The sequence below is a fragment of the Kocuria rosea subsp. polaris genome (assembly GCF_001483755.1).
Taxonomy (GTDB): Bacteria; Actinomycetota; Actinomycetes; order Actinomycetales; family Micrococcaceae; genus Kocuria; species Kocuria cellulosilytica.
On sequence record NZ_LQBK01000033.1, the window covers coordinates 249,064 to 262,863 of the forward strand.

General features: G+C 74.4%; 9 protein-coding genes and 1 tRNA gene. 4 read left to right on the forward strand and 6 right to left on the reverse strand.

Going from position 1 to position 13,800, the window contains the following annotated elements:
• Window positions 1-204 precede the first annotated feature (204 nt).
• Window positions 205-2,265, forward strand: coding sequence for a TPM domain-containing protein (locus AVL61_RS13315; RefSeq protein WP_231738412.1), 2,061 nt, complete (start codon window positions 205-207; stop codon window positions 2,263-2,265).
• A 142-nt stretch (window positions 2,266-2,407) separates the two neighbouring features.
• On the forward strand, window positions 2,408-3,151 hold the full coding sequence (locus AVL61_RS13320) for a PspA/IM30 family protein (RefSeq protein ID WP_058874796.1): 744 nt from the start codon (window positions 2,408-2,410) through the stop codon (window positions 3,149-3,151).
• A gap of 122 nt (window positions 3,152-3,273) precedes the next feature.
• Here the strand turns inward: AVL61_RS13320 and AVL61_RS13325 are convergent.
• The 3 genes from AVL61_RS13325 to AVL61_RS13335 form a co-directional block, all read right to left on the reverse strand.
• Window positions 3,274-3,350 (reverse strand) — tRNA-Met (locus AVL61_RS13325).
• A gap of 46 nt (window positions 3,351-3,396) precedes the next feature.
• Window positions 3,397-6,396: a UPF0182 family membrane protein gene (locus AVL61_RS13330; RefSeq protein WP_082697151.1), complete on the reverse strand. Its 3,000-nt coding sequence runs from the start codon at window positions 6,394-6,396 to the stop codon at window positions 3,397-3,399.
• A gap of 157 nt (window positions 6,397-6,553) precedes the next feature.
• Entirely contained in the window at window positions 6,554-7,633 is a 1,080-nt protein-coding gene (locus AVL61_RS13335; protein ID WP_058874798.1) for a YlbL family protein, read from the reverse strand.
• Window positions 7,634-7,849: 216 nt separating this feature from the next.
• On the opposite strand from AVL61_RS13335, the gene AVL61_RS13340 reads away from it, so the two are divergent.
• On the forward strand, window positions 7,850-9,292 hold the full coding sequence (locus tag AVL61_RS13340) for a zinc-dependent metalloprotease (protein WP_058874799.1): 1,443 nt from the start codon (window positions 7,850-7,852) through the stop codon (window positions 9,290-9,292).
• Here AVL61_RS13340 and AVL61_RS18625 read toward each other — a convergent pair.
• A complete protein-coding gene (locus AVL61_RS18625) occupies window positions 9,268-9,837 on the reverse strand; it encodes a M48 metallopeptidase family protein (protein WP_058874839.1) in 570 nt (189 codons plus the stop codon). The two genes, AVL61_RS13340 and AVL61_RS18625, sit on opposite strands and share 25 nt — an antisense overlap.
• 161 nt (window positions 9,838-9,998) lie before the next feature.
• Here AVL61_RS18625 and AVL61_RS13350 point away from each other — a divergent pair, with 161 nt between their 5' ends.
• The gene (locus AVL61_RS13350) at window positions 9,999-10,832 is read left to right on the forward strand and encodes a ThiF family adenylyltransferase (RefSeq protein WP_058874800.1); all 834 of its coding nucleotides are present in this window, start codon (window positions 9,999-10,001) and stop codon (window positions 10,830-10,832) included.
• Here AVL61_RS13350 and AVL61_RS13355 read toward each other — a convergent pair.
• Window positions 10,823-12,652, reverse strand: coding sequence for an ATP-dependent helicase (locus AVL61_RS13355; protein WP_408669424.1), 1,830 nt, complete (start codon window positions 12,650-12,652; stop codon window positions 10,823-10,825). The genes AVL61_RS13350 and AVL61_RS13355 overlap by 10 nt on opposite strands.
• Complete coding sequence (nudC, locus tag AVL61_RS13360) at window positions 12,649-13,734, reverse strand: NAD(+) diphosphatase (protein WP_231738413.1); 1,086 nt, start codon at window positions 13,732-13,734, stop codon at window positions 12,649-12,651. Before nudC ends, AVL61_RS13355 begins: the two co-directional genes overlap by 4 nt.
• Between the last annotated feature and the right edge of the window lie 66 nt (window positions 13,735-13,800).

Consider the following 13,800-nt stretch of genomic DNA (forward strand, 5'->3'; position numbering starts at 1 on the left):
CTCTGCTCCCCAGTATCCATGTCCGCACTGAGACGACGCTGAGAGCACTGACCGCTTCCCGCACGCCGCCCGGACGCCGGCCGTGGGTGCGCCCCGTGCCCGCCGGGAGGTCATCAGCCGCCTTGCGGTTTCGCCCTGCGCGTAGGCCCGGCGCCGTTCCTCCCGCCGGGGCGCCCCCGTCCTAGAATCGGGAGCACCGACCACGTGAGGGAGATCATGCACTGGCGCCCCATTGCCCGCCGGACCGTCGCCGGCTGCGGTCTGACGCTCGCCCTGCTCGCGCCCGCCGGGGCGGCCGCCGCCCAGCCGCCCGTGGACGTGCCCCCGGGCGAGCGGATCGTCGACGAGGCCGGGGTCCTGGAGGACCCCTCGGCGCTGGCCGCCGACGTGCGCGAGCTCGCCACCCAGGAGGGCATCACCCTGACCGCGGTGTTCGTCGACTCCTTCACCGACCCCTCGGACCCCGACGCGTGGCTGCATGAGTTCGCCGAGGTCAACGACCTCGGCAGCTCGGACGCGGTGCTGGTCGTGGCCACGGAGGACCGGCAGCAGCGGTTCTCCGCGTACTCGACCGGACCCCTGAGCACCGAGCAGCAGGAGCGCATCAACCGGCAGTACATCACGCCGGCGCTCGCGGCCGACGACTGGGACGGCGCGGTCGAGGGCGCGGTCGAGGGCATCGAGGCGGAGCTCTCCGGCGCCCCCGCCGGGGCCGCGGACAGCTCCGACGGCGGCGGCGCGGGCTTCGGCCTGCTCGGCCTCGGGGCGCTCGGCCTGGGCGGGCTCGCCGTCTACGGCATGGCGGCCCGCAACAAGAAGCGCCGGCAGCAGGAGTCCGCCCCGCACGGCGGGCCCGGCGGCCGGGGCCCGGCCGGCCCCGCCCGCCCGCCGGAGGTCCCGGTGCCGGAGCTGCGCAAGCGGGCCGGGGAGCTCCTCGTGGCCACCGACAACGCCATCCAGCACTCCGAGCAGGAGCTGGCCTTCGCCCAGCTGCAGTACGGGGACGAGCAGGTCGAGCCGTTCCGCCGCGCCGTCCAGGACGCCAAGAAGCACATGCAGGCCTCGTTCGCGCTCCAGCAGCAGCTCGAGGACCACATCCCGGACACCGAGGAGCAGCAGCGGGCCTGGCTCGGCGAGATCATCGCCCGCTCCCAGGACGCCCAGCGCCCCCTCCAGGAGCACCAGGAGGCCTTCAGCGCGCTGCGCCGGCTGGAGTCCCGCGCCCCGCAGGCCCTCGAGGACGTCCGGCGCCACGCGGAGGCGGTGCGCCCCCGCGTGGCCACGGCCGACGCCCGGCTGCGGGAGCTGACCGCCCACTACAACGAGACCGCCGTGGCCCCCGTCCGGGACAACATCGACCAGGCCCGGGACCGGCTCGACTTCGTGGACACCGCCCTCGAGGAGGCCCGCACCGACCTCGCCGCGGGCCGCACGAGCGACGCCGTGCTGGACATCCGCGCCGCCGAGGAGGGGGCGGGGCAGGCCGGCGGGCTGCTCGACGCCGTGGAGCACGCGGCCACCGAGCTCGCCCACGCCGAGGAGTCCCTGAAGGACGCCGTCACCATCGCCCAGCGCGACGTCGCCGAGGCGGACGCCCTCGTCCGGCGCGGCTCCAACCCGGAGCTCGCGGGCGCGGTGGCCGGCGTCGGTGCCGTCCTGCGGACCGTCGAGGAGCAGATGGGCGCGGGCCGGATCGATCCGCTCGGCCTGAGCCGGCGCCTGGCGGTGGCCAAGGACGAGCTCGACAAGGGGCTCGCGTCGGTGCGCTCCCAGAACGACCGTGACCGCTCCGCGCGGGAGACCCTCGCGCACACCCTCGTGTCCGCGCAGGCCCAGCTGAGCTCGGCGAGCGAGTACATCTGGGCCCGCCGCGGCGGGGTCGGCCCCGAGGCGCGCACCCGCCTCGCGGAGGCCGAGCGCTGTCTCGAGGCCGCCCAGCAGGCCCGGAGGTCGGACCCCTCCGAGGCGCTGACCTACGCCAACGAGGCCGTCCGGCTCGCCGGCGAGGCCCAGTACATCGCCCAGCGGGACGTCGACTCCTTCTCCTACGGCGGTTTCGGCACGCCCGTGGGGATGGGCGGCCACCGCGGCCGCTCCAACAGCGGCCTGGGCGGCGCGATGCTGGGGGGCATCCTCCTCGGCTCGATCCTCAACGGCGGCGGAGGCGGTTTCGGCGGCGGGGGCGGCGGCTTCGGCGGCAGCTTCGGCGGCGGCTTCGGCGGCGGCGGGGGCGGCTTCGGCGGCGGCATCGGGGGCAGCTTCTGATCCCGGATCCCGGCCGCCGACCGCCGGCCGCCCCGGCACGGTCCGCAGCTCCCCGACCCGTCCACCCGTCCGCCCCACGATCCCTGTCCCGCCCACCGTCCCGGGAGGTCCTCCCGGGAAGCACCACAGGAGAGAAGGAACCATGATCAAGCAGTCCATCTTCGGCCGCATCGCCCAGCTCGCGAAGGCCAACATCAACGCCATGATCGACGCCGCCGAGGACCCGCAGCTCATGCTGGACCAGATGGTGCGCGACTACACCGAGAACATCCGCGAGGCCGAGGCCGCCGTCGCGCAGACCATCGGCAGCCTGCGCCTGCTCGAGCAGGACCACGCGGAGGACGTGCGCGAGGCCCAGGAGTGGGGCAACAAGGCCCTGGCCGCCTCGAACCGGGCCGAGGAGTACCGCGGGGCCGGCAAGGGCGCCGAGGCCCAGAAGTTCGACAACCTCGCCAAGGTCGCCCTCCAGCGCCAGATCCAGTACGAGACGGAGGCCCGCGGCGCCGAGCCGCAGATCCAGTCCCAGACCGAGGTCGTGGAGAAGCTCAAGGACGGGCTCAACAGGATGCGGGGCAAGCTGCAGGAGCTGTCCAACAAGCGGGACGAGCTCAACGCCCGGCAGAAGACGGTGCAGGCGCAGTCGCAGGTCCAGGACGCGCTGAAGGCCTTCGACGTGCTCGACCCGACGAGCGAGGTGTCGCGGTTCGAGGACAAGATCCGGCGCGAGGAGGCGCGCGTGCTGGGCCAGCAGGAGCTCGCCGCGTCCTCCCTGGACGCGCAGTTCGAGTCCCTCGAGTCCCTCGGCCAGCAGTCGGAGATCGAGGCCCGCCTCGCGGCCCTGAAGTCCCGCAACGCCGAGCGGATCGTCTCCTCCGAAGAGGTCTGACGGGGGTCCCGCACCGGGAGCGCGGAAGGAGCCCCCACGGCCGTGGCCGTGGGGGCTCCTTCCGGCCCGGGAGCCCGGGCACGGCGAAGGCCCCCGGACCGTGGTGGTCCGGGGGCCTTCTCTGGTTGCGGGGGCAAGATTTGAACTTGCGACCTCTGGGTTATGAGCCCAGCGAGCTACCGAACTGCTCCACCCCGCGGCGACATGTATGACTATACGTGCCGCGGGGCGGACCCGCAAATCGGCTACCCGGCGGGCTGCTCCGCCGGTTCCCCGGCCGGTTCCTCGGGGGCCAGGGCCCCCTCGGCCTCGGGCGCGACGACGCCGTCCGCCTCGAGCGCCCGCTCGATGGCGTCCTGGAGCCGCTGCTGGGCCTCCCCGTAGGAGGTCCAGTCGCCCTCCTGCAGGGCCTCCTCGGACTCCTGGATCGCCTGGTTGGCGTCGCTGAGGGCGTCCTCGAGGCTGCCGCCGCCGGCCGGGGCTCCCGACCCGTCCTCGCCGGCCCCGTCGGGGCTCCCGGCCTCGGCGTCGTCCACGCCCGCGCCGGAGGACGTCTGGGCGCCGGAGTCGCCCTGGAAGACCTCGTCGAGGGCCTCCTCGAGGGTGGGCGCGAAGCCCACCTCCTCGCCGAAGCCGACGAGCACGCGCCGCAGCGTCGGGTACGCGGCGTCGCCCGAGGACTGGACGTAGACGGGCTGGACGTAGAGCATGCCGCCGCCCGCCGGCAGGGTGAGCAGGTTGCCGTTGATGACCTCGGAGGCGCCCTGGCGGAGCAGGTTCAGCTCGGTCGAGACGTCCGTGTCCGAGTTGAAGAGGTTCTGCGCCTGTCCCGGTCCGGGCACCACGGAGGACCGCGGCAGCTCGAGCAGGCGCAGCGTGCCGTACTCGTCGCTCTTGACCCCGTCCTCGCCGGTCCCGGCGTCGGAGTTGGCGGACAGGTACCCGTACATCACGTTGCGCGTGTTGCCCGTCTCCGACTGCTGCGGGATGAAGGAGGTGGTGAGCGAGAAGTTGGCCTCGTCCTCACCGGGCATCCGCATCGAGAGGTAGTACGGGGGCAGGGCCACGTCGGTGTCCTGGGTCGGGTCGTTGGGCACGGACCAGACGTCGTCGTTGGCGTAGAAGCTGTTCGCGTCGGTGACGTGGTAGCGGTTGAGCAGCTCCCGCTGGACCTTGAACATGTCCTGCGGGTAGCGCACGTGCGCCATGAGCTCCGCGGACATCTCGGAGTACGGCTGGAGCGTGTTCGGGAAGACGTTCTGCCACGCCTTCAGCACCGGGTCCTGGTCGTCCCACGCGTACAGGTTCACGGTGCCGTCGTAGGCGTTGACCGTGGCCTTGACCGAGTTGCGGATGTAGTTGACCCGCTCCGGGGGCAGGGTCGCCGCCGCCCCCTGGGCGGTCTGCGTGTCCTGGGTGGCCTCCTGGAGCACCGACGGCGTCGAGTACGGGTAGGCGTCCGAGGTGGTGTAGGCGTCCACGATCCACTGCACCTGGCCGTCGATGATGGCCGGGTACGGGGCGCCGTCGACCGTCAGGTACGGGGCGACCTTCTCGATGCGCTCGCGCGGGTCCCGGTCGTAGAGGATCTGCGACTCCGGGCGCACGGCGTCCGAGAGCAGCATGTCCGAGGACTGGAACTTGATCGAGTAGGCCAGGCGGTTGAAGAAGTTGCCGATGCTGGGCCCGCCGTTGCCGGCGAACGTCGTCTTGGCGTCCCCCTCCTGGTCGCCGGCCGTCTGCGGGCGGTCGAGCTCGAGGGGCTCGTCGCCCTCCGCGCCGCCGACGATGGAGTACATCGGGGAGTTCTCCCCGAAGTAGATGCGCGGCTCGTAGTCGTCCGAGATCACGCCCCGGGACGGGATGCCGGCCTGCATGAACTGCGGCTTGCCGTCGACCTCGACGCGGTTGCCGTAGGCGGCGACCACGCCGTAGCCGTGGGTGTAGACCACGTGCTGGTTGAACCACCCCTGGTTCTGGTCGGGGTTCAGCTCACGCGTGGCGATCACGGTGTCCTGGACCTCGCCGTCGATCTCGTAGCGGTCCACGTTGAGGGTGTCCGGGAACTGGTAGTAGGGGCGGAACTGCTGCAGCTGGGAGAACGCGGCGGAGACCACGTTCGGGTCCAGCAGGCGGATGTTCGAGGTCGTCTCGGTGTCCTGGCGCAGGGCGCCCTGCTCGGTCTCCGTGGTGGCGTCGTACGGCATGACCTCGGCCGAGTCCAGCCCGTAGGCCGAGCGGGTGAGGTCGATGTTGCGCTGGATGTACTGGTTCTCCAGGGCCTGCTCCGTGGGCGTGACCTGGAAGCGCTGGACGATCCAGGGGTAGATCCCGCCGGCCACCACCGCGACCACGAGCAGCATGGCGGTGCCGATGACCGGCAGCCGCCAGCGGCCGATGAACGAGGCCACCACGAACAGGATCGCCACGATCAGGGCGGCCGCCGCGAGGATCGCCTTGGTGGGGATCACGGCGTTGACGTCGGTGTACAGGGCGCCCGTCCACGACCCGGACGAGGACTGCAGCGTGGAGTACCGGTCCAGCCAGAAGTTCGCGGCCTGGAGCAGCAGGAACAGCGCGGCCAGCACCCCCAGGTGCACGCGCGAGGCACGGGTGGTGCTGAGCCCCCGCTCGGTGATCCGGATGCCGCCGTAGACGTAGTGCATCAGGATCCCCGCCACACCGGCGAGCAGGATCGCCGAGACGAGGAAGCCGATGAGGAAGCGCAGGAACGGGAGGGTGAAGACGTAGAAGCCGAGGTCGAGGCCGAACTGCGGGTCCTCCTGGCCGAACGGCTCCTGGTTGAGGAACAGCAGCACCGTGTCCCACTGGGTCATCGCCGTGCTCGCCGCGAAGAGCCCGAAGAGCACGGGGACGACCACCATGACGATCTTGCGGACCGGCTCCAGGGCCTCCTGGTAGCGGCGCAGGTTGTCGTCCACGATGGACTCGGCCGTGATCGGCCGGTGCCGGTAGGCGAGGAAGAGGCTGGCGAACATCAGCGCCGCCACGAGCACGGCCGCGACCACGAAGATCACGATCTTCGTGACGTTCTCCGTGACGAACACGCTGAGGTAGCCCAGCTGGTCGTACCACAGGACGTCCGTGTAGAGCTGCGTCAGTCCCACGAAGGCGGCCACGAGGACCAGGACGACCACGACCGTCGGCCACAGCGCACCCCGTTTCCGCCGCTGTCCTGCTGGCTGCTGCCTCGGTGGTCGGGGGGCTGTTGGTCCGGCGGTCACTGGTTACCTCTGCAATCGGCGTCGTTCGTCAGGTGTGGTGCGTGAAGTCGTGGGGTGCGGGGTGCGTCGGGGAGGAACGCCGCCGGCGGGTCGCCGGGGCACCCCGTCCATTCTGCCTTCGGGCTTCTCGGGGGTGCAATCGTGCACGCGGCGGCCGTCATCGGGCCGCGCACGACGGCAGCGCCGAGAGGTCCCCGCCGTCCCCGGCGGCCTCGGCCGCGGCCACGGCGTCGTCGAGGGTGCGCACGGACACGACCGTCAGGCCCTCCGGGACGTGGCCCTGCGCCTCGGCGCAGTTGCCCTCGGGGGCGAGGAAGACCTCCGCCCCGGCCGCCGCGGCTCCCTCGAGCTTCTGCCGGATGCCACCGATGGGCCCCACCTCCCCCTCCGGGGTGATGGTGCCGGTGCCGGCCACGTGCCGGTCCCCGGCGATCGAGCCCGGGGTCAGCTCGTCGACGATCCCCAGGGCGAGCATCAGCCCGGCGCTGGGCCCGCCGACCTCGTCCAGCTCGAAGGCCACGTCGATCGGGAAGTCGTAGGCGGGCAGGAGGTACACGCCGAGCTGCCAGTTCCCGGACGCCTCGTCGCGCACGGTGTCCACCTCGACCTCGCGCGGGGCCCCGGAGCGCTCGACCTGCAGGGTGACGCCCCGCTCCCCCGCCGCATCGAGGGCCGACTTCAGGGACGGCAGGGAGGTGACGGGGGCACCGTCCACGCCGCGCAGGACGTCGCCGTGCTCGAGCACCCCCTCCGCCGGGCCGTCCGGCACGGTCCCCTGCACCGAGAGCCGCGTGTCGAAGTCCTCGCCCAGGTGCGTCAGCGCCGCCGCGACCGAGTCCTCCTGCGAGGTGCTCATGGCCGCCATGCTGTACTGGGCGGCCTCCTCGTCGGTGACGTCCCGGGGGTAGAGGGTGTCGGCCGGCACGACGGACGCGGACGGGTCCAGCCAGGACCCGAGGACGGTGAGCACGTTGACGCTCTTGTCGGGTCCGCCGGTGACGTAGACCGTGGTCAGGTCCAGGACGGACTCGCTCGGATAGGTCCGGGCGCCGGAGACGCCCAGCAGCTGCCGGCCGTCGTGCTCCCCCACCGTGTTGAACGTGGGGCCCGGCGCCTCGATCACGAACGGCGCGGGCAGCACCGTCCCGGCCAGCAGCAGGCCGGCGGACCCCAGCAGCGCCCAGGACTCGAGGCCTCGGCGGCGCTGGGCTCGGAGCGGGCGGGGGGATGCGGTCACGGGCGGTCCTCGGCGGTCGTCGTCGGGAGGACCGGGGGCCGCGGGGCCGCCCGGTCCGGACGGTCCAGCTTATCGCGCGGGACCCCGCCCTGAGCTTCCAGCGAACTGGGAGTTGGCTCATGGTCGGCCCCGTCCGGTGCTCGCTACGCTGGGAGCAGTGACGTCGGGCGCGCCCGTGCCGCCCGATCCCCGACCCGACCGAAGAACGGTGGACCCATGACTCCCCAGCCTCCCCACGACCGCCCCGGGAACACTCCCGGGGACGACTCCGGCGACGGCCCCAAGGACCCTTTCCAGGAGATGCTCGAGCGCCTCATGGGGCAAAGCGGGATGAGCCCCGAGGACCTCCAGCGCGCCGGCGTGCCGGTGGACCCCCAGGCGATGTCCATGATGTTCCAGCAGATCCAGTCCATGATGGGCGCGGGGGCGTCCGAGGGCCCGGTCAACTGGAAGCTCGCCCACGACCACGCCCGGCGGATCGCCGCCGAGGGCGGCGACCCCTCCGTGACCCCCGCCCAGCGCGGCGCGGTGGAGGACGCGATGCGCCTCGCCGAGCTGTGGCTGGCCGACCACACCGAGTTCGGCCAGCCCTCGATCCTGCCCCGGGCGTGGTCCCGCGCGGAGTGGATCGAGGCCACCCAGGAGACCTGGAAGGACATGACGGGTCCGGTCGCGGAGTCCGTGACGAAGGCGCTCACCGACGCCCTCACCCAGCAGCTGCCCCCCGAGCTGTCCGCCATGATGGGCGGGGCCTCGGGCATGCTCGCCGGCGCGGGCGGCATGCTGTTCGGGATCCAGCTGGGCCAGGCCATCGGCGGACTGTCCCGCGAAGTGCTGTGCTCCACCGACATCGGGCTGCCGCTCGCGGAGGGGCGGTCCGGGCTGCTGCCGGCCAGCATCAAGGACTTCGGCGAGGGCCTGGACATCCCGGCGCAGGAGATCATGCTCTACGTCGCCGTGCGCGAGGCCGCCCACGTCCGCCTGTTCGCGGCGAACCCGTGGCTGCGCCAGCACGTCCTGGACCTCGTCAAGCGCTTCTCCGCGGGGATCCACATCGACATGGCCCGCATCGAGGAGGCCGCGCGGGAGATCGACCCGATGGACCCGTCGAGCATGCAGGAGGCCCTGTCCTCCGGGATCTTCGCCCCGCAGCAGACCCCCGACCAGGAGGTCACGCTCAAGCGGCTCGAGACCGTGCTCGCCCTCGTGGAGGGCTGGGTGCACGTGGTGACCGTCGCCGCGACCGCGAACCTGCCGTCCGCCGAGGCGCTGTCCGAGACCGTCCGGCGGCGCCGGGCCTCCGGCGGGCCCGCCGAGCACGCGTTCGGCTCCCTCGTGGGGCTGGAGCTGCGCCCGCGCCGGCTGCGCGAGGCCGCCGAGTTCTGGCAGTACGTCGGCGAGCGCCGCGGCGTGCAGGACCGGGACGGGCTGTGGGACGCGGCGGAGCTGCTGCCCACCGACGAGGACCTGGACGACCCCGCGGGCTTCACCGAGCGCCGCGGGCTGCTCACCGCGTCCGAGGACGAGGTCGACGCCGCGCTCCAGCGGCTGCTCTCGGGCGGCTACGAGGGGCCCGGAGCCGACGGCGCCCCCGGCGCGGACGGCGGCCCCGGGGGGCCGGAGGGCGCCGGGCCTCAGGACGGGGACGGCTCCCGCTGATCCTCCGCGGCGCCCTCCGCGCGCCGGTGCGCCCACGCCGCGCCGTCCAGGAAGGCCCGGGCCTTCTCGGCGAGGGGGTACCGGGCCTCCAGCTCCCGGAACCGGGGGCTGTGGTCGGCCTCGAGCAGGTGCGCGAGCTCGTGCACCAGCACGAAGTCGAGCACCCACTCCGGGGCCTCCTGGAGCTGCGCCGAGATCCGGATGACGCCGGTGGCGGGCGTCGCGGAGCCCCACCGGGCCTGCTGCCGTCCTGACCAGCGCACGTCGGAGGGCCGGGCGCGGCCGTCGAGGTGGCGCCGCGACAGCTCCTGTGCGCGCTGCAGGAGACGGTCGTCGGAGCGCCGGTCGGCGCCCTTGGCCGCCTCGCGGCGCCGGCGCTCCACGACCCGGGGCACCAGTTCCCGGGTCCAGTGCTCGATCTCCCGCCGGGTGGCCGCCTGGGGGACCGAGAGCACCACCGTGTCCTCGCTCCAGTGGGCGGACACGGTCTTGCGCCGGCGCGCGGAGCGGCGCACGACGACCTCGGGCTGCGACGGTACGGGCATGGGGCCATTGAACACGCCACGGGCGCGGGCCGCGAAACGCCGCCCGTGACCTGTGCACGGTCCGCCGGCGTGGACTGTGGACGGCCCGCCGGCGGGCGCGCCGCAGGCCCGGCGCGGGTCACAGTGGGGGCGTCCCGTCCGCGCGTCCCGGAAGGCGTCCCGTGCCCACCACCCCGTTCCCCGGCCCGTCCCGGGCTCACCAGCAGGACGCGGGCCCGCGCGCGTCGTGCCTCGAGCGCCCCCGCCCGGACGAGGTGCACGTCCTGCTCCTGGGCCTGGACGGTCTCGCGGCGGCGCTGGCCGTGCGCCTGCTGCGCTGCGGCGTGCTCGGGCTCAACGTCAACGACTCCGCGGCCGTGACGGCCGCCGATCTCGGGACCGGCGCGTACCGGCCCGCGGACGTCGGCCGTTCCCGGGAGGCGGCCCTGCGCCGGAGGCTGCGCGAGCTCGATCCCCGTTGCGTGCCGGTGAGCGCGCCGGAGCTGTTCCCCGGCGCCCTGCTCCCGGGCACCGTCGTGGTGCACAGCCTCGAGCACCCGGCCGCTCCTCCGGCCGGCCGTTCCGTGCCCGCGGCGGGGGAGCCGGAGGCGTGGCCGGGGATCGATCCCCGGCACCCGCTCGTGTCGCTGCACCGTGCCGGCGGCGTCCTGCTGCGCTGGCCCACCGTGCCCTGGGCGCACCGGCCGTGCCCGGACTGCGTGCGGGCCACGCTCGACGGCCGGGAGCCCGGCCCGGCGCCCCCCGGTCCGGACGCCGTCCTCGCGGCGTGGGCGGCACCGGCCCACGCGGAGGCCGTGGCGGTCCGCCTGGCCGTCGAGGTGCTCCGGGTCGCCCTGGAGTCGCTGTGCGACGGCGACGGGCGCGGGGCGCTGCTCCCGGCCGGGGCGAGGGGCGGCGACCGGCACGCGGTCCTCTTCGCCCCGCCGTGGCCGGAGGCCGTGTCCCGGCCGCGGCTGGACCGGAGCCGGTGCCTGTGCGGGCTCGCTCAGGAGTGAGCGCGGTCGCCGCGCGGGCGCTCCCGGCGCTGGGGCGCGCGGGCCGTGTCCGTGCCGCGCAGGGCGTCGAGGAAGCGTGAGGCCCGGCGCGTGGGCCGGCCGCCCGGGGTGCGGGAGAGGGTCCAGGAGAGCACCAGGTGCTCCCGGGCCCGCGTGATGCCCACGTAGAGCAGCCGGCGCTCCTCGTCGATCTCGTCCGCGGTCTCGGCGAAGCCGATGGGCATCAGGCCCTCGCTGAGGCCCGCCAGGAAGACGGCGTCCCACTCCAGGCCCTTGGCCGAGTGCAGGGACGCCAGGGTCACCCCGTTCATCACGGGGGCGTCCTGCTGGGCCATGCGCCGCTCGAGCTCCGCGGTGAACGCGGGCAGGACGAACTGCTCCTCGCGGGCCGCGGCCTCCGCCGCCATCCGGTCCGCGAGGGAGACGAGCGCCGCCAGGGACTCCCACCGTTCGCGCACCGCCCCCGTGGAGCGGGGCGCCCGGTCCGAGTAGCCCAGGGAGGAGAGGATGTCGCGCACCAGGCGCGTCGGCTCGTCCGTGGCCTCGGCCGCCCGCGCCGCCGTGCGCAGCTGGACCACCGCCTGCTTGACCTCCGGGCGGTTGAAGAACCGCTCCGTGCCGCGCAGCTGGAAACCGATGCCCGCCTCCGCGAGGGCGGTCTCGAACGCCTGCGACTGCCCGTTGGTGCGGAACAGCACGGCGATCTCGGCGGCGGGCACCCCGTCGTCGATCAGGTCCTGGATGCGCGCCGCGGTCCCGGCCGCCTCGGCCTCGTCGTCCGCGTACTCGTTCCAGGACGGGGGCGGCCCGTCCGGGCGCTGGGCCACGAGGCGCAGCGGGGTGGCCCACGCGCCGGGGGTCGCGCCCCGCTCCGGCCGGCGGGCGGCGAGCAGGCGGTTGGCCGTCTCCACGACCTGCGGGGTGGAGCGGTAGTCGCGCACGAGCTCGATGACCCGGGCCTGCGGGTGCCGGGCCGGGAACTCGAGCAGGTGCCGGGAGGTCGCACCGGTGAAGGAGTAGATCGTCTGGGAGGCGTCGCCCACCACGCAGAGGTCGTCCCGGCCCCCGAGCCAGGCGTCGAGCAGGCGCTGCTGGAGCGGGGAGACGTCCTGGTACTCGTCGACGACGAAGTGGCGGTACTGCTCGCGCACGGTCGCGGCGACGCGCTCGTCCTCCTCGAGCACGGCCACCGTGAGCAGCAGGACGTCCTCGAAGTCGATGAGGTGCCGGTCGGTCTTGAGCTCCTCGTAGGACTGGTACAGGCGCTGGACCGTGCGCACGTCGTAGTTCAGGGGCATGTCCCGCCCGGCGGCCCGGGCCGGGTAGGTGTCGGGGGTCAGCATCGAGACCTTGGCCCACTCGATCTCGCCGGCGAGGTCCCGCACGGCCGCACGGTCCGTGGACAGGCGCATGTTCTGCGCGGCCTCCGTGATCAGCCGCGCCTTGTGCTCGACGAGCCCGGGCAGGGGCCCGCCCACGGCCTGGGGCCAGAAGTACTGCAGCTGGCGCAGGGCGGCCGCGTGGAACGTCCGCGTCTGCACCCCGGCGGCCCCCAGGCCGCGCAGCCGGTTGCGCATCTCGTTGGCGGCGCGGGCCGTGAAGGTCAGGGCCAGGACCTTCTGCGGGGTGTAGACCCCCGTGGCGATGCCGTAGGCGATCCGGTGGGTGATGGCCCGGGTCTTGCCCGTGCCGGCGCCCGCGAGCACGCACACGGGACCGCGCAGCGTGGTCGCGACCTCCCGTTGCTCCGGGTCCAGGCCGGCGAGGATGCGCTCCTCCAGGGTCGACTCCACCTCCGTGGCGGCCTCGCCCGCGCTCACCACGCGGTCTCCGGCAGGTCCTCGCCGAGCCAGTGCGCGATGAGCGCGTGCGCGATGGAGACCCGCCCGGGGAGGGTCACCGACCCGGTGCGTGCCGCGTCCCGCAGCTGCGCCCGGGTGAACCAGCGCAGCTCCAGGATCTCCTGGCCGTCCGGGACGGCCGCCCCGGAGCGCACCACCGCCCGGCAGCCGAGCATCAGGGAGCGCGGGAACGGCCAGGGCTGGGAGCCCAGGTACTGCACGTCGCCCACGGTCAGGCCCGCCTCCTCGGCGACCTCGCGGACCACGGCCTGCTCGAGGGACTCCCCCGGCTCCACGAACCCGGCGAGCGTCGAGAACCGGTTGCCCTTCCAGAGCGCGGAGCGGCCCAGCAGCAGCCGTTCCCGCTCGGGATCGGGGTGGCCGTCGCTCACCGCCACGATGATCGCGGGGTCGGTGCGCGGGAAGTGCAGGGAGTCGTCGTTGCGGCACTGCCGGGCCCACCCGGAGCGGATCACCTCGGTGGGCTCCCCGCACTGGGGGCACCGGGGGTGGTCCCGGTGCCACAGGCCCACGGACTGGGCGGTGACGAGCAGCGAGGTGTCCGCCGCCGGGAGCACCGGGCCCAGTTCGCGCAGGCCGGCCCAGCGCAGCTCCCCCGCGCCCCGGGCGGCGGCGAACTCGGCGACGGCCGCCACGAGCGGTTCGGGCACCGCGAAGGGCTCCGCCGCCGCGTCCTCGCCCCCGGGCTCGGGGGCCGCGACGGCCCGCAGCAGCACCCGGGGGCCGCGGGCGCCGTCGGCACCGGGCAGCCGTCCCAGGTAGACCTCCGGGCGGCGCGGGTCGTGGGGAACGGCGGGGAGCTCGGCCGCGGGCACCAGGACGAGGGCGCCGCCGGCGACGGGGGCGAGCCCGCCGGCGAGCACGAGCACGAGCGTGGCGGGGTCCTGGGCGGCGAGCACGCGCACGTCCTGGAGCTCGCGGTCGACGGCGTCGCGGTCGAAGGCCGTCGCCGCGAACGGCAGGCGGGCCGGCGAGAGACGCTCGGGGGCGGGCACGGGGCGGGAGCCGGGGACGGGCTCGGGGAGGCTGGAGGCGGGCACGTCTCCACTGTAGCGACCCGCCCGGACCCCGGGTCCCCGGCCCGGGCGGGTGGGGACGGGCACGGC

What these genes read in the sequence shown, in the direction of transcription:
- AVL61_RS13320 (WP_058874796.1), top strand. Translation starts at nt 2,408, where the DNA reads ATGATCAAGCAGTCCATCTTCGGCCGCATCGCCCAGCTCGCGAAGGCC.
- AVL61_RS13340 (WP_058874799.1), top strand. Translation starts at nt 7,850, where the DNA reads ATGACTCCCCAGCCTCCCCACGACCGCCCCGGGAACACTCCCGGGGAC.
- AVL61_RS18625 (WP_058874839.1), bottom strand. Translation starts at nt 9,837, where the DNA reads ATGCCCGTACCGTCGCAGCCCGAGGTCGTCGTGCGCCGCTCCGCGCGC.